This window comes from Ideonella margarita, from assembly GCF_038066635.1.
Classification (GTDB): domain Bacteria; phylum Pseudomonadota; class Gammaproteobacteria; order Burkholderiales; family Burkholderiaceae_C; genus Ideonella; species Ideonella margarita.
The window spans coordinates 115,423-131,407 of record NZ_JBBUTI010000013.1 but is presented as its reverse complement, the minus strand read 5'-3'; the positions used below and the strand labels follow the sequence as shown (position 1 = coordinate 131,407).

9 protein-coding genes are annotated in these 15,985 nt (G+C 58.0%); all 9 read right to left on the bottom strand.

Going from position 1 to position 15,985, the window contains the following annotated elements:
• Positions 1-613 precede the first annotated feature (613 nt).
• The 9 genes from AACH00_RS17370 to hsdR all read right to left on the bottom strand — a co-directional run bounded on the left by AACH00_RS17370 (position 614) and on the right by hsdR (position 15,894).
• Positions 614-1,492 carry a hypothetical protein gene (locus AACH00_RS17370; protein WP_341400439.1) on the bottom strand — a complete coding sequence of 293 codons (879 nt, stop codon included), beginning with the start codon at positions 1,490-1,492 and terminating at the stop codon, positions 614-616.
• A gap of 100 nt (positions 1,493-1,592) precedes the next feature.
• Complete coding sequence (locus AACH00_RS17365) at positions 1,593-4,427, bottom strand: DEAD/DEAH box helicase (protein WP_341400438.1); 2,835 nt, start codon at positions 4,425-4,427, stop codon at positions 1,593-1,595.
• Positions 4,405-5,814 carry an EH signature domain-containing protein gene (locus tag AACH00_RS17360; RefSeq protein WP_341400437.1) on the bottom strand — a complete coding sequence of 470 codons (1,410 nt, stop codon included), beginning with the start codon at positions 5,812-5,814 and terminating at the stop codon, positions 4,405-4,407. The genes AACH00_RS17365 and AACH00_RS17360 overlap by 23 nt, the downstream gene beginning before the upstream one ends.
• Before the next feature lies 1 nt (position 5,815).
• Entirely contained in the window at positions 5,816-6,580 is a 765-nt protein-coding gene (locus AACH00_RS17355) for an OmpA/MotB family protein (protein ID WP_341400436.1), read from the bottom strand.
• 3 nt (positions 6,581-6,583) lie between these two features.
• Positions 6,584-8,359, bottom strand: coding sequence for a hypothetical protein (locus tag AACH00_RS17350; RefSeq protein WP_341400435.1), 1,776 nt, complete (start codon positions 8,357-8,359; stop codon positions 6,584-6,586).
• A gap of 110 nt (positions 8,360-8,469) precedes the next feature.
• A complete protein-coding gene (locus AACH00_RS17345; protein WP_341400434.1) occupies positions 8,470-9,876 on the bottom strand; it encodes a restriction endonuclease subunit S domain-containing protein in 1,407 nt (468 codons plus the stop codon).
• Entirely contained in the window at positions 9,873-11,354 is a 1,482-nt protein-coding gene (locus tag AACH00_RS17340) for a type I restriction-modification system subunit M (protein ID WP_341400433.1), read from the bottom strand. Before AACH00_RS17340 ends, AACH00_RS17345 begins: the two co-directional genes overlap by 4 nt.
• 80 nt (positions 11,355-11,434) lie before the next feature.
• The gene (locus AACH00_RS17335; RefSeq protein ID WP_341400432.1) at positions 11,435-13,441 is read right to left on the bottom strand and encodes an MBL fold metallo-hydrolase; all 2,007 of its coding nucleotides are present in this window, start codon (positions 13,439-13,441) and stop codon (positions 11,435-11,437) included.
• A 62-nt stretch (positions 13,442-13,503) separates the two neighbouring features.
• On the bottom strand, positions 13,504-15,894 hold the full coding sequence (gene hsdR / locus AACH00_RS17330; RefSeq protein ID WP_341400431.1) for an EcoAI/FtnUII family type I restriction enzme subunit R: 2,391 nt from the start codon (positions 15,892-15,894) through the stop codon (positions 13,504-13,506).
• Positions 15,895-15,985 lie beyond the last annotated feature (91 nt).

The following is a 15,985-nucleotide window of genomic DNA, read 5'->3' as shown; positions in this document are numbered from 1 at the left end:
GGGGGGTGGAGGGAGCCTATAAGCCACATGAGGCTTCAGCGAACAAAGACACTAAGTCCTAGAAGGTATGCGCTACCCCGCTGTGTGGTCGCGCCACTTCCAGTGCATCCTACGCAACCCAATCCTTATACTATCGACGCTAGGCAGATAGGCGCAAAAAACCCACAAAAACTCCTTTTCGGGGTGCTGAAACTCTGATCAACACGGCGCCTATCTAGCGACAGCTTTGTAAATTTACCGGGCGTAGCGTGCTCTTTTTATGCTCCACCCAAGCTCATGAGCACCTGGAAATCTTATGGCCCGCCAATAGTCGTGGCAAAGTCACCGTTGAGCGCTGATCGGATATCGTAGACAAATCAAGGCGTGAAAACCCGTGCGTGGAGGCTCGCGCAGGAAATTTGAGCATAAGCGGGCGGGCGCACCCAATTGACTGTGCTCAAGCCTCGAATGGACTGGCGCCCTTCCGAAAGTGACAAACGGCGAATAATATAAACCGCTCAGGAAAACCGCCCCAGCAGTGGATATGTTTCACCTTTGAGCACATCAATCAGCGCGATATACCTTAAGTGCCTCAGCCTGCCCAGCAGCCAGAGGTCACGCACAACTGGACGCCTTACGGAGATACCTGCAAGCCTATACCGTCCACATCAATATAGGTATTCCCATCGATAAACGACTCGCGATTCAATCGCAAATAACTCTCGATAGGCAGTCTGCGCTCCAACTCCCTCGGTAATAATATACTCACAACCGGCAGCCGAGACTGCAAATCGCCTGGCTCCAATGGGAATGAATAGTACATATCACCCCCCACCGCCACCAATTGCCCTTCCCCACCAAGCGAGGCTTGCTGAAACAACTCCTCGTAGTAGCGATAGGCAAGAAGTGAATTTAGTCGCTCATTGAACGGTGTATCGGGCACTATTGGATCGTGAAACTTGCACTTCACCGAACCATGGAAGTTGTATGCCACGGATGCGAAAGCAAAACCAACGGGGATGGGGCCAGATTGCGCCTGAAGCTTACGTTGAGCCATTGCTGCAGCGCTGATGCTGGCGCGCGAGTACCCCTTAGCCTCAAGAGCAAACTGCTCAGTATTGGTGACGCAGTAAAGGTCTGGTCTTCCGCCAACGAGCGGAAATCCCATCATCGTCATCGCCGCTTCGTAGCTAAAGCTCAACTTAGCATCAAGTAGGCTCTTGGCCAAGAAGTCTCCGATGGCCCGGCCAGCTATTGTTGAGAAGTCACCGGCGTCTGTCGGTTCGGTAAGGTGTGGGGGAAGCGGGCGAAAGCCGCTCCATCCCGAGGAGAAGTCGAAGTACTCGTGAAAATACATCAAGGCTCCGATACCACGGGCCAACTTCGCTGGGAAACTTAGATAGTTCCCCTTCCCTGCTGTGGCGGCGTGTTTGAGAAACGCCAGGAGACTCAGTTCCACGAAAATCGTTGATGTTAGGCCAGTACGGTCAAGATACTCAACTTCGACTTTCATCATGCCTCCTGAAGTTATACGGCTCACCTGCAGTCTTGTGCTGCGATCTGACTAGGGTAATTTCCTCAATCCGAGCTAGCGATTCGTTGGCATCTGCAGATCAAAGCGCCAACATCCCCGCACGCATCTGCGCGTAGTCCTGCTTGGTAAAGGCCGGCGGTGCGAGCAGATTTCGAGCCAAGTCTCGCTTGCGTTGCATTAGCAATTGGAGTTGGACATCGAAGCTTTGCTCAGGGGTGTCTGGGAGCACGGCCATCGGGTAGTAGACATGCACGTCTTTGGTCTGGCCGATGCGATAGACACGGTCCGAACATTGATCCTCAACTGCGGGGTTCCACCATCTGGAGAGGTGAATGACATGGTTCGCTGCAGTGAGCGTAAGCCCCACTCCGCCCGCCTTGGGTGACAACATCATCACGTCGAATCCCGATTCACTCTGGAAGCGATCTACGCGGTCTTGACGCTGAGACGTGCCCACTTCGCCGTTGATGATCATGGGCAAGCGCTTCAGGCCATATCGGCGCTGCAGGATCGTCGGCAATTGGCCCGCGTCCTGAAGATCGAGTGACTCCAGGAACACAAGTGCCTTTTCGTTGCGGCGAGCAACGTCGTCAAGCACCTCCAGCATCACGGACATGCGTGCTGAATCTCGCGGATCCAGAACTTCACCCCGGTCCAGCCCCCCATCGATCAAGATGGGGTGAAGGGAGGCACGCCGCATGCTGTGAATGAGTTCCAGCATCGAACCTTCGCCGGCCATGCCTTGCTGCTGGACAGCGCGCAGGTACGCGTCCAATTGCCTTGGCGGCATAGGCCGTTGAATCGGATGCTCAATCTTCTTCGGCAAGCCTTGGAGTTTTTCTGACTTCAAGCGACGCAACAGCAGCTTGGGTTGAGCCTCCAGTTGCTCTTCCTCCTGCCACACCTGCTCACGCAGGGCCAATACGTTTGCCCCTTCAGTTTCGTAACGGCCACTGAAGGTTTTGAGGTCCCCCAATGCGCTGGGCTGCACTGCATCCGCGATGCACCAAAGGTCCGCCAAGCGGTTTTCAACCGGCGTGCCTGTCATGGCTACGAAAAAGCCAACGTTCAGGGCCTTGACCGCTGTCGTCACCCGTATGCCCGGGGACTTGATCTTTTGCGCCTCGTCCAAGACCACTGCGGCGAACCGGATCGCGCCAAAACTGAGCTGGTAGTCAGAAACTGCTTCGTAGTTCGCAAGCACCACATCAGCTTGACTCAATCTTGTGGTGTCGAGGGTCGCGGTACCGTTACCGTGCCGACCGCGCTTGATGGCCTTCACGTGATCGCCATAAACGCGAGCGATGTCGCCTAAACCGGGTGACCAGAGGTGCTCGTCGTGCTCCTTTTCCCAGTTCCGCAACAGCCCCACCGGCGCGATCAACAGAATCGGTTGCCGTGGGATCTCGCCGGCATTCATCAACTCGCGCAACCACGCACAGAAGGCAAGCGCCTGAAACGTCTTGCCCAAACCCATGTCGTCGCAGAGCATGGCGCCGCTGCTTCCAGAAATCCAATGTTGCTGAAGCCATCGAACACCGGTTTCCTGGTGCGATTTCGGAGGCGTTCTGACCATGGCTGGCCACACCGTCTGGCCAGGCCGCTTGTGTTCGGTCGCTCGGCTGAATGCAACCTCTTCGAAGTTGGTCTCGATAACCAGAACCTTCGGACCGCTCAGCTTCTCTTCGTCATCCGCATCACAGGCCTCTGGCTTTCCACCCAGCCTAGCCTCAACCTTCTCCTTGAGGGACTGCAAAGCCTGTAAATTGGCTTCAGACACCGGCACCTGGGTGCCTGCGATTTCAACCACCGGCAGACGCTGGCCAAGGGCGTTGGCCATTGCCTCGCATGCCCCCTCCAGCTGGTTTGCCTCAAGCGGAATGTCCACGCCCTGCAGCCGAATGCCGAACTGCGAGGGCGGGGCCCAGGACTGAGTCGGAATCTTGATCCAAGGAAGGACAGGAGCAACCCACTCAGCCACATCCACGACACGGTCAGCATACCGCTCAGTTTCAATGAACACCGAAGGGGCGTCCTCCGGCTCATCCAGCAATTCGCGAATGACGGCTTCAGGGTGCAGGGCTGCTCGCTTTCGCTGCTCAACCGGCGCACGCCGTAGCTGACGAACCGCAGTGAGCGCCTTGCGAACCGGCTCCTCAGCGACCACATAAAGGCCTTGGTTCAACGGGAAGGCAGACACGCCCTCGCGCAGCTGATCAAGACGCTGCACAAACGTGGATTCATCGACTGGAAGCAGCGCAGGAACATGCTCGGTGCGTTGGCCATCGTCCGAGAGCTTCTCGGTCAACAGACTCGGTGCAAGCTGAGGTTGGCCGTTTCCATCGAGCTGGATTTGCCACGTCAACGCAGAGGCGGTCACAACACGAAGGCTCCGCAAGAAGCCATCGCTCAGCCGTTCGGCAGCGTCATCGCCAAGGCATTCGCGAATGCTGGCCCAAGCCTTGAACTGCCCGTCCATGTCGGCCGAGTCAACCCGGTTGAACGCGTTCGCCAGCTCCACGACTTCCCACAGCGGAGCCTGCAGTCGATACGTGTTACCTCCCCACTCAAGCCAACAGCCGCGCAGGCTCGCATCTCTGGCGGCGATGGATCTGCCGGGTTGTAGCCATCTTGAGAGGAGTTTTGAGTCTGACTTCCCCAAGGTGCCTTGGAGACGAATGTCCAAGCCCAACGGCACATTCGGCGGTAAGCCAAGCTCCTGCGCAACAGCCTCAGGCCACCGGCTCAACGCCAGAGCTGGAGCGTACAGAACACCATCTTCAAATCTGGCACCGGCCTCAAGCGCCTCATAGACAGCGGTGGCGGCAGCAATGGACAGCTCGGCAACCCAGGCGTCCAAGCCCAAACCGACAGCCCATTCAGCACCGTGGTCAACCAATGATGGCTTGGTCATTCAGCCTTACTCCTGTGTGCTTTGCAATGAAGTCTCGCGCGCGACGTTGCCACGTGCCCCCGGCCGAGTTGGCGTGCGTCAACTGCGGCAGCTGGGTACCACCTTCATGGAAGTCCATGGAGTTGAGAGAACGAAGGTCATGCCCGCTGTACTCGCGCAGGTACATGCGCGGCGTCTGCGGATCGCCGGCCCGAGTCGCTCGCAAGCTGCCGGAGTGACTCCACTCTGTGAAGACGATGTCCCCGATGCGAAGGAACAAAACGGACTGGTCAGAGGTAGCCCCAGCGGTCAGCGCACCGAACTGGTTCCAATCGCCCTTAGCGAACTCGCGCCTCGCCATCCACGCGGCTTGCGAGCCAAGAGCGACCCAGGCCTCTTCAATGACCCCCTTGTCGTAGTACGCCGTCCAGAAGCGCTCGCGGTACATCCAGATGTCGTCAGCCGTCAGCTGCAAGATGCGCATGAAGCCGCGCAAGGTGTCACCAACCAGCCAGGCCTTCAACGTAGCAATGACCTGCGGGGAGACTCCCTGCCAGTTGTGGCCCTTGTTCACGTTGCCAATGTGGCGCGGGTCGCCGTAGTGCCGCATGAAGTAGCTGAGCAGGCGCGTCTTGAGCGCCTCCGGCGGCCTACGCTGGAACCACGGCCTGACCAACGCCTCGGCCAAGAGAACCCGATGTTCTGGGTAGCGTGCAACGCCAGCTCCGTTCTCACCGCCAACGTCATTCCTGGACCAAATCAAAACCTTGGCGATCTGTGCCTCATCGGTCAGATCCACCATCGACGACCCTAGAGCGCCCTCGAACGCATCAGACGCGATGGGCTCATCCAGGAATCCGGACCACAAATGCAGGCTGCTCAAGACATCCGGAATTGGTTTTGTCGACTTGACGATCACGGCACCCAGCCGTGAGCCGACCACTCGTGGGTCAAACCAGGCATAGCGGCTGTTCAAGTCAATCAACAGGTCAGCCATCGACCCCTTTGCCACGGACAGGGCCTTGTTGAGGCTCTGCGCAAACAACAGGAAACCGGGCTGCAAGCGCTTGAACCAGTGGCAGTAGACGTAAAAGAGTGGGTTGAGCCAACGCTTGGATGAGCGAGGTTGAGACAGCGCCTCCGGCAGTACTTTGTCCCAGTAAAGCTGCATGAGCTGCGGCTCGATCTTGTCGAGTGAAGGCTGTCCGTCCACCCAGATGGCGTACGGAAGCCGGCGCAACGCGCCCTTGCTCAAATGCTTGTAGCCCGTCTCACGCGCACGCTCGTAGACCTTCCGCATTCGAAGACCGATCTCTTCCATCTGCTTGGGGGCCACCAACTCGACAGCCCCCAGCCGTTCGGCCGCGTGCTGCAAAAACTGGAACCCCGTGGGAAGCGGTGCAAACACCTCAGCGCCCCCCGGTGGCCTTGCCAATCTGGTTCAGGGTTTCCTGAATAGATTGGTAGCGAAGCACGATACGCATGTCTACGCGTCTGTTGCTGGCGTCGTGGCCAGCAACGTTGGCCAGCAAGCGCGTATCACCGTATGCGCTGTAAGAGTAGATCGGCTGATTGAAAGAGTTCTTGTACTCGATGAGTGGAGAGCCGGCGCCGAGGAACTCATCTTGAATCGCACGTGCTCGGTCGAACGAAAGCGTCAAGTTGCCGCCTGGTGCGGGGTTTACTCGGTTGTCCGTGTGCCCCTCGAAGAAGATCGTGTCGACCTCATGTCGACCCAAATTGTTTGGGCAGTCTTTATCGGTCAGCTTGTTCCGAGTGCTGTGTACATAGCACGGCAACACCACTGCCAGCCTGTCGCGAGCGAGGCTGAGAGATTGCTTTGCTGTGGCGCTAAGCGTAGACGAGCCGACGTTGAACAAGACATCCGACGGCAGCGAAATGATCCCGGTCGATGGGTCAACTCGAACGTCGAGCTTGGCCTGCTTGAGCGCCTCGCCAATTGAAACCGTGACACCAGCTCGTGGATCACTTGCATTCGTCAAACCGATCAGCACCTGCTGCTGCTTGTGCTGCTCCAATGCCAACACCACCACCAGGATGATGAAGACAAACAGCAGGCCAATCATCAAGTCACTGGCCGAGGCCAGGTAGCTGCCCTCGCCTTCAGCTGACGTTGACGCCCTCTGTCCACCACGTTGCTTCAACAACAGCATGATTTACTTCTTGGAATCGAGATCGCCAAGGGCATCGGTAAGCTCACCCACCGAGTCATCCAAGTTCTGAATCACGCCACCAAGTTTGCCAACCGCCTTGGCCATCTCGTTATCCATGGCTCGATGCAGCTCTGCAACCTGCTGGGTGTATTCGCCCACACCGGTCGTGATCGACGTAACCACACCGGTTAGATCGCGACTGGTCCTGTCCATGGCGGACTGGACCATGCCCATCGATTCAGCCACCTGCCCGGTGGACGACTCAAGAATGTCTTTCATGCGCGAAACAGCATGAACCACCTCGGGCCCGGCTTCTCGAACGGAGCGAACGACCGCCTTCTGCTCCTGGGTGATTTCATCCACGCCGTCCGCCACCTCTGCCAGGCTACCGGTAACGCCCTCCATCTTCTCAGTTACGGCCTGCCAGCGCTGAGCAGAATCCGACACGCGGGCAACCACGTGATCTGCGTTCTCCAACGCATGCGTCAGGCTCTCGACACCGCGTCCTCCCAACTCGGCAGCCCGAGACACCGCCATATCGACATCCTGAACCGCGTTGCGTGTGTGATCCAGCAGCTCCTTGATCGCATCCACACTGCCAACAAGGCGAGTTGATGCCTCACCAAGCCGTGTATCAAGCTCGCTGGTTGTACCCGCCAAAGTTGCAGCTGCTTGTTCAACGCCCGTCTGCAGGCCACCTGCAGACTTATCCAGAGCTTCAGCCAGGCTGCTCAAAGTGGCCTTGAAGGAATCAATTTCCTTGCCGGTGTTCGAGCGCAGAGAGGAGGAGAAGTCCTCCATCATCTTTCGCAGGGCATCCTCGTTCATTGAGCCGACGCGATCACTCAAGTTCGAGATGGCCCGCTCCAGTCGCCCAGTCATCTGCTCCATCTGCGGGCCAAAGCTGTTCGTGATGGCGTTGCCGATGCTGATTGCCAGGTCGGTCTCGAATCGCTTGAGTGAGCCTGTCTGCTCCTTGGACTCCAGCAGCAGCTCCTCGGCGAGACCAACTTGGTCTTCCTGCACTTGCTTGGCTTGCACCTGCACAGCCTGCAAAGCCACCAACTTGTCGGCGACCTGTTTGAGCTGTGCCAGCTGATCCATCACCACAGCCTCGGCACCCAAGGGAGGCCAAAGAGCTTCGATGGCGGCGACCACACGCACCGAGGCACGGTCCAGCCGGGCCACCCGACGGCGCCCCACGATCGTCCAAACCAACGACACAAGCAAACCAGCGAGAGAGGACAAAAACTTGCCACCCGCCGATCCAAGCAACTCCCTTGTTGCCTTCACCACATCGACGGTCTGGCCCGGCTTCGCGAGCGCGGATGAGGCATCCGTTAGCGCGAGGGTCAAAAAGACAAAAGTGAAGAATAAGCCGACGCCAACAGCGATGTTGGGAATGGCCTCGAACATTGCGAAGTTGAACTGCTTGTGCAACAGCCGATCGGGCCGCCACAAATCTTCAACACTGTTCAAGAGCAAAGCCTTGGGTTGCTCGGCAGGACCAACTTTGATGACTCGGCTCTGCGATGCAGACCATGCATCCTTCAGGCCGCTGTTGGTCGCGACGGCAGCGTCGGCTTGCGCTTTGGCAGTCTCGACATCGGGGGCGTGCTCAATTGCGGCTGCAAGCCGCTCCAAGGCAGCTTGCGCACCCACCAACTTTGGTCGAGCCCAGGCAAGATAGGCCAACAGACCAGCGAAAAGGATGCCAAGAAAGATCCAAACGATGTAGGCATCGACGGACGCTAGATTCTTAAGAGCAGACGACAACATCTTGAACAGGCCCTCCCCGGGCTGATTTGTATTTTTAATGGATCTTCTACAAGCAGCTACGTCCACCGCTGCATCGGGGCCGTGCTAATCGACGGAGTACGCTTCGCGTCTCATAGGATCGCCTGGGCAACCAGCGCATCCGCGAGTTTTGAGTGCTTGGCGCGGGCGGCGGTGATAGAGGCTTTGAGCTGGCCGCAGAGGGCAAGGAGTTCGGTAACCTTGGCTACGATGCGGTGTTGCTCGTCCAACGATGGCACGCGCACCTTCACGGTCTTGAGGTTGGTGGCACTGATGCCGATGTTGCCAACGGTCGTGGCGCAAAAGGACTCGATCTGCTGTCGCGCTGGTAGAGCGTTCATCACAAATCGCAGATAGGCAGGCAAAGCGCGCTGGTCATTGATTCGAAACCGAATGAGCTTGTCAGGAAAAATCTGCTCCACACTGCTGGCACCGTTGTAGAGGGCAAACGCGCCGACGTAGTGCAGGTTCCCATTGAAGCGACAGGCCAACAAATCGTTCCGCAGCAACCGAAACTTCTCGCGCTCAGCAGCCGTGACCTCTACCCATTTGTGGTCAGTTTCGTCCACGATGAAGTCATCGCTGCCGGTACCGGCGCTGATCCGAAGAATTGGAATGCCGACAGGCGTGTCAGAAGGCTTGTACGAGCACCCGTTTAGGGTGTCTCCAAGCAGCAGCTCACCGATAGGTAGTTGAGCGACCTGCTCCCCTGCCGCAACGAGCTTACCTTCCGCCGCTAAGCACAACACCGCCGACCACAGGCTGTCGATGCTGGCGGGCGTCGTGAACAGCACCGAGAACTGCGCCACCACCCGCTGCCAGCACGCCTGGAACTCATCGGCATCGCGGGCCTGGTTGAGGCTGTCCAGCAGAGCCTGCACCAGTCGAGCGTGAGCGGCCTCGGCGTCTTTCTGCCGCGCTTCCAGCCGATCACACAGTGCCATCAGTTCATCGAACTTGGCGACGATGCGGTGTTGTTCCGCCAAAGGAGGGATGCTGACCGGCAAGGCGTAGGCCTCGCTGCGACTCAGCCCGGGCTTGATCCCTTTTCCCAGCTCGTCCAAGCCCAGGGTCAAGAACAGCAGGTGAGCGAAGCGCAATGTGACGCTATTTGGAGGAACGCAGAAATAGGCAACGTCGGTGACCCAACACCCCGGTTGCTCACACACATTCACTGCGCCAGCTGATCCTTTCCGTCCGACGACCAGGCATGGCGCATCGACACAACAAGCGTTGTGACTACCCACCACACCGTTGGAGCCGTAGACCAAAAACTCCCCCGTGCCGGTCCGTTTCGGCGCAGGCAGATTGCTGCCGTATTCAAGGCTGAATACTCTGCCAAACGTCGAATGAAGCCATGCCGCGCCTGGTGACGAACTGCAGTCAAATGTGGAAAATTTTCCCTCTAGAGCCAACCGACGAAACAGAACGCGTATCTTTTCGATCCCATTGGGCGCGCCTGAAAGCAGCTCAATGCTGGTTGTCACCAACGCCGTCATTCGCCCAGCTCCAGTGCCCCAGCCAACGCCGCCTTCAACTGCCTCTGCAAGTCGACAATCTCCGCTTGCATTTGCGCGTACTCGGCCAACAGAGCCTCAGGGTCGTGGTTGATCCGCTCGCCCTGGTGCGGGTTCTTGCTGTCGAGGTTCCAGCCGCGCGCGGCGATGTCGGTGGCGCTCACTTTCCAGGCCAACGCACTGCCCTGCCGCGCAGCAAAACCATCAGCTTCGCTGCCCCACCAGGCCGCTTCGGCCGCAAACTCTTCGACCCGCATGGGCCGCGTCTTGCTGTAGTTTTTCACTCCCACAGGGTACGGGTGCTCGTAGAACCACACATCGGTGGTCGGCCGGCCTTTGGTGAAAAACAGCAGGTTGGTCTTGATGCCGGTGTAGGGGTTGAACACGCCGTTGGGCAGACGCACTACGGTGTGCAGGTCGCACTCAGTCAGCAGCTTTTCCTTGATGCGGCTCTTTATGCCCTCGCCGAACAGAAAGCCGTCTGGCAACACCACCGCCGCGCGGCCGCCGTCCTTCAGCAGATGCATGATCAGCACCAGGAACAGGTCGGCCGTCTCTCGGGTTCGGAAGGCCGCCGGGAAGTTGGTCTCGATGCCGTCCTCTTCCATGCCACCGAACGGCGGGTTGGCGACGATGCAATCCACCCGGTCTTTCGGGCCCCAGCTGATCAGCGGCTTGCTAAGCGTGTTGTCGTGCCGGATGTTGCTGGGCACCTCGATGCCGTGCAGGATCATGTTGGTGGTGGCCAGCAGGTGCGGCAGCGGCTTTTTCTCCACACCGTGGATGCTGGCCTGCAGCACCTTCTCGTCCTCGGGCGTCTTCACATAGCGACTACGCTTGTGATCGATGGTGCAGGTCAAGAAGCCGCCGGTGCCGCATGCAGGGTCCATCACCTTCTCGCCTAGCTTCGGATCGACCATGCGCACCATGAACTCGGTGACGGGCCGAGGCGTGTAGAACTCGCCAGCGTTGCCAGCGTTCTGCAAGTCCCGCAGCAGCTGCTCATACATGTCGCCAAAGGCGTGGCGCTCTTGCGCCTTGTTAAAGTCCACCGCCTCTTGGATCTTGTTGAGCACCTGGCGAATCAGCTGCCCGCTCTTCATGTAGTTGTAGGCGTCCTCAAAGACGTTGCGAACCACATAAGCAACTGGTGTCTGGCTGTAGCCCTTCACCGGGTCAGTCAGGTTCTGCAGTGCCGGAAAGAGTTCGTTGTCGACAAAGCTCTTCAACTCATCGCCTGTGATGCCCTCAGGGTCAGCCGCCCAATTCCTCCAGCGGTACTGCGCAGGCAGCGGGGACTTGTAGGCGTCATCCATCAACTCCCATTCCTGTTCGCGGTCGTCGAAGATCTTCAGGAACAGCATCCAGACGAGCTGACCAATGCGCTGCGCGTCGCCGTCGACGCCGACATCCTTGCGCATGATGTCTTGGATGGATTTGATGGAACTGCTCAGAGACATGCTTTGGGGACCAGGTTTGTCGTGCCATTCAACGGGCACTGAATTCACTCAATTGTTGACTGCGGGGGCGCCGCAACCAATCAGGTCTTTTTCTTCTTGCCTGCGTAAGGTGTTGCGGGCGGCCGGGAACGGCTCTGCACCATCTGCCGCAGCAATTCGTTGGTCTTGATCTGCTCACGCAGTAGTGCCGAAAGAAGCTGCTCAACTGTTTGAGGCACCTCGTCGTCGACCCAGGTGGCGGTCTGAAGGTCATACGCCTTCTGACCTGCTGCGGGTAGCTCAACGTTCTTGACAACTCGATCCTCAGGGAGCGATCGAGCCGACCTCGCCTCGATGGCAGCTTTCAGCGCTTGCCGGGCAGCATCAGTGCCGTGATTGATGAAGACCGTTGCTGGCGTTGCAGCGGCATCCTGCTGCTTCCGGCCATCCGTCTCGAAAATGAAATCCAGCAAGCCCTCTTGGTCAGCATGGCCCGAGTAGTAGGCGCTGAGGTTGACCGTACGGAGGTTGATCAACGAGCTTGGAACATCGACCTTTGATCCAATCGAGATAGTCGTATTGACCTTCTTGCCATCCGGTTCGTTGCCCGCAGCAATCTCGATGAGCCGTCCGCCCAAGGAATAACGCGGCATGAACCCCGTCTGAACCAACACGACTTCCCGCTTCTGTGTCGACAACGACTCCAGGTGACCCACAACAGGACCACCGTCGCACATGCCACCGCCGGTGATGACGATGACGCCGCGGTGTTCGCACTCCACCCGGGTGGGGATCTCCAAGTCAGTGACGTAGCGAATGGTGTGTGGGCCAATCTCTATCACTGGTGCCTGTCCAACTGCATCCGGCAGCAGGCTCTCCAGCAAGCGTTCAAAGTCTTCCTCACTGGGAGCGTCCAGCCGATCATTCAGCTCGGGATTACGGTGAGCAAACTCGTCACTGTTGTGCGCGCTGCGCCGCAGGAGTTCCTTCCGGATGACGGCCCCCATGGATCGCGCCATTCGGGAGTCAAGATAGACATCAACTGGCCGGTGGACACGATTGTTCTCAACAAGTGCACGAAGCTCGGCGAAGGTTCTCGGGCTGTCGGGCTTCAGTGTGTAAGGGTACTGCTTGTCCCCGCTGGGCATGTCCAGATCCGCCCATAGCACCTGCTCTTCCTCCGGAAGGTCGCTGATGGCACGAGTGATCGCGGCATGGGCGCCCTTGTTCCATCGCCCATCTGAGAAGTCGTCATACAGCCGATTCGGGGCAAGGTAGGGTGATGTCGACGACTCAATGTCAGCGAAGTGCCGCTTGAGAACGACCACCAAATCAACCAACACCTCTTGGGTCCGTTGCAACGCAAAAGCTGGAATCAGCAACGTCGACTTTTTGTCGAACAGCTCCCGCTGCAACAGCTCCCTCAGCGCTTCAATTCGTGCGTCGAAACTCTTGAACGCAGCCGGACGCGGCCTGTCCCCATAGGTGGACTCAACGACGATTGCACCAGGGTATCCAAAGACGCTGCGACGGTGACCCAGCAACGGTTGATAGAGGTTCTCTCGAATGTTGTTGCCGAGGTCACCACTCATCACCGTGTACTGACGACCGCCTTGGTCGTCCAGCCAACCCAAAGTGACCGAGCAAGCGCCAACGATATGCGCCGTTCGCCGGAAACTGACGAACAGGTCCTTCCGGACAGGAAACATCGCGGCCTGGGAGGTGCTGGGCTGATCCTCAATGGGCTTGAAGCGCACCCGATTGACCTCGTCCTTGGTGAACAAGCTGCTCGGATGGCTGGCGCTATCCAGCAAATTCAACCGGGCAAGTTCAGCAGTAGCCGCAGTACAAATCACGTCGCCTGAAAAACCGTGCCTGTACAGCTTGGGCAAGAGGCCACAGTGGTCAAGGTGGGCGTGGGTCAGCAGGACGAATTCGAGCTGGCTTGCATCAAAGGTCAATGGAGCCGTATTCGCGGCCTCGAAGTCGCCTTCGCCTTGAACGAAACCGCAGTCAACCAGAAACCTGATCCCGGTGCGCGGATAGTGAAAGTGGGTACATGAACCGGTGACCGAGCCACCCGCCGCGCCAATGAACTTGATTCGCATACTTCTAGTTTTTCAGATCGAACGTTGGGGCCATTCCTCTCGGCCCTCGACGCAGAGCACGGTCAGCCGTAGAGGGCTTGCTCCAGTTCATGCAGCGCCTGCTTGTAGGCGGTCTTCCCACCGAATGAGTTAACCAATTCGATTGGTGCCCCGAGTTGGTTGAAAGGAGGCAGCTGCAGAATCTTCATGTCTTCGATCGGCTCGACACCAGCATCGGCATATCGATCCAGCAATGCCTCCAACACCTGACGCGCTGCGCCTTGGTATTTGGCAAAGTAGTTGCGCTTCTTGACGCTGTCAGCCCGCTCGCGTCGGGACAGTGGCGGTTGATCAAACGCAACGTGGCAAATCAAGTCGAAGGCATCCAGAGGCTTGCCCAGCTTCTTCTCGACATCCTCCTGCAGGGCTTCCCAGAGCACGCCCTGCGCAGCCAACTCATCGATGACAACCTTCTTCTGCTCCGCACTGTTCCAGCGGCGCAAGAAGGCATCCATTGATGTGAACTGCTTCCCGACACAGTGTCTCGTGTAATCGCGCAGCGACTCGGTGATCAATCCGCCATCGGCACCGTAGTACTGAACCCGCTCGGCAACAATCGTCACGGTCACATTGTTTCCAACAACGTACTTTGTGCGGCCTTCACCTCGGCCCCCGCCTCCGCCGCCGCCAGGTTCCTCACTCTCGCCCTCTTCATCTACATCTGATGGCGACCGCGGCATTCCCGGATCTCCAATGGTCGGCGGCTCTTCGTCCGGGGGTACCGGCGACTCATCAGCCTTGGGCTTGTAGACCTGAACTGGTTCACCATCAAACGCGGGGTCTGCGAACAGCTCCGTAGCCTTCTTGAAGTCCATGATCGTGAACCAGAACTTGCCGTAGTCTGCGTTGATGCGAGTACCTCGGCCGATGATCTGCTTAAACTCGGTCATGGAACCGATGTGTTGATCAAGCACGATCAGCTTGCACGTCTGCGCATCAACCCCGGTTGTCATCAATTTGCTGGTCGTGGCAATGACCGGATAGCGGACCTCAGGGTTGATGAAGTTGTCGAGTTCGGCCTTGCCCTCTTGATCGTCGCCAGTAATACGCATGACGTACTTGCGGTTCTCCCGTACCCGGTCGGGGTTGAGGTTGACCAAGGCTTGGCGCATGCGCTCTGCGTGGTCAATGTCATCGCAGAAGATGATCGTCTTCTGGAACGGATCGCTCGCCTTCAAGAACTCGGTCACCTTGACCGCAACCGCCTGGGTCCTCATTTCGAGCACCAGATTTCGATCCATGTCCTTGAGGTTGTAAATGCGGTCCTCGATAGGCTGCCCCAACTTGTCGAGCATCCCCTTCGGAGGCCGCCAACCTTGGAGGTCTCGATCAAAGTCGATTCGAACAACCTTGTAGGGGGCAAGGAAGCCGTCTTCAATGCCTTGGCGCAGGCTATAGGTGTAGACCGGCTCGCCAAAATAAAACGTACTGGAAACGTCCTTGGTCTCTTTGGGCGTCGCGGTCAAGCCGATCTGGGTGGCACTACTGAAGTACTCCAGGATGTCGCGCCAAGCCGAATCGTCGGCAGCGCTGCCGCGATGACACTCGTCGACCACAATCAAGTCAAAGAAGTCTGGCGAGAACTGCTTGTAGATGTTCCTCTCTTCCTCGGCCCCACTGACCGCTTGGTAGAGGGATAGGTAGATCTCGTAGCTGGTGTCGATCTTTCGCCCGGTGATCTTTGTCATTGCCGCACCGAACGGCTTGAAGTCGTTGTTCTTGGTTTGATCCACCAAGATGTTTCGGTCTGCAAGGAACAAGATGCGCTTGGCTTGGCGGCTCTTCCACAAGCGCCAGATGATCTGAAACGCTGTGTATGTCTTGCCGGTACCGGTCGCCATCACCAACAGTAGGCGCTTCTGGCCCCGGGCCACCGCCTCAACGGTGCGGTTTACGGCATTGACTTGGTAATAGTGCGGCGTCCGATTGGAGCCATCGTGAAAGTACGGAACTAGCGCCTTCTCGATAGCCGGCTCGTCGAGCTGCCGCCATACACAGTACCGCTGCCAAAGCTCGGACGGACTTGGAAACTGCTCAAGCGTCAGGTTTGTTTCAAGCTTCTCACCGGTACCGCTTCGATCATGAAAGACGAAGCCATCGCCGTTGCTCGTGAAGACGAAAGGTGCATCGAGCGCCTCGGCATAGTCAAGAGCCTGCTGCATCCCCACACCCGAGCCGTGCTTGTCGCCCTTGGCTTCGATGACGGCCAGCGGGAGGTTCGCTTGGTGATACAGAACAATGTCAGCCCTGCGTGCTTTGCCGCGACTATGCAGGCGACCACGCACGATCACCCGCCCTTTGGTGAAGGTGACCTCTTCGCGCACCTGCCGTTGAACATCCCACCCCGCTGCCTGCAGCGCGGGGATGATCAACTTCGTAATGATGTCGCGCTCGCTCAGCGAATTCTTGTTCAACTGCACCGCCCCTGAACGGCAATGGCTGCCGCACTGTTTGAACCAACCGTGACCCCTGATGAAGCTGACTGGGTCCGGTCAGTATGTGTTT

What these genes read in the sequence shown, in the direction of transcription:
- AACH00_RS17370 (WP_341400439.1), bottom strand. Translation starts at nt 1,492, where the DNA reads ATGAAAGTCGAAGTTGAGTATCTTGACCGTACTGGCCTAACATCAACG.
- AACH00_RS17365 (WP_341400438.1), bottom strand. Translation starts at nt 4,427, where the DNA reads ATGACCAAGCCATCATTGGTTGACCACGGTGCTGAATGGGCTGTCGGT.
- AACH00_RS17355 (WP_341400436.1), bottom strand. Translation starts at nt 6,580, where the DNA reads ATGCTGTTGTTGAAGCAACGTGGTGGACAGAGGGCGTCAACGTCAGCT.
- AACH00_RS17350 (WP_341400435.1), bottom strand. Translation starts at nt 8,359, where the DNA reads ATGTTGTCGTCTGCTCTTAAGAATCTAGCGTCCGTCGATGCCTACATC.
- AACH00_RS17345 (WP_341400434.1), bottom strand. Translation starts at nt 9,876, where the DNA reads ATGACGGCGTTGGTGACAACCAGCATTGAGCTGCTTTCAGGCGCGCCC.
- AACH00_RS17340 (WP_341400433.1), bottom strand. Translation starts at nt 11,354, where the DNA reads ATGTCTCTGAGCAGTTCCATCAAATCCATCCAAGACATCATGCGCAAG.
- AACH00_RS17335 (WP_341400432.1), bottom strand. Translation starts at nt 13,441, where the DNA reads ATGCGAATCAAGTTCATTGGCGCGGCGGGTGGCTCGGTCACCGGTTCA.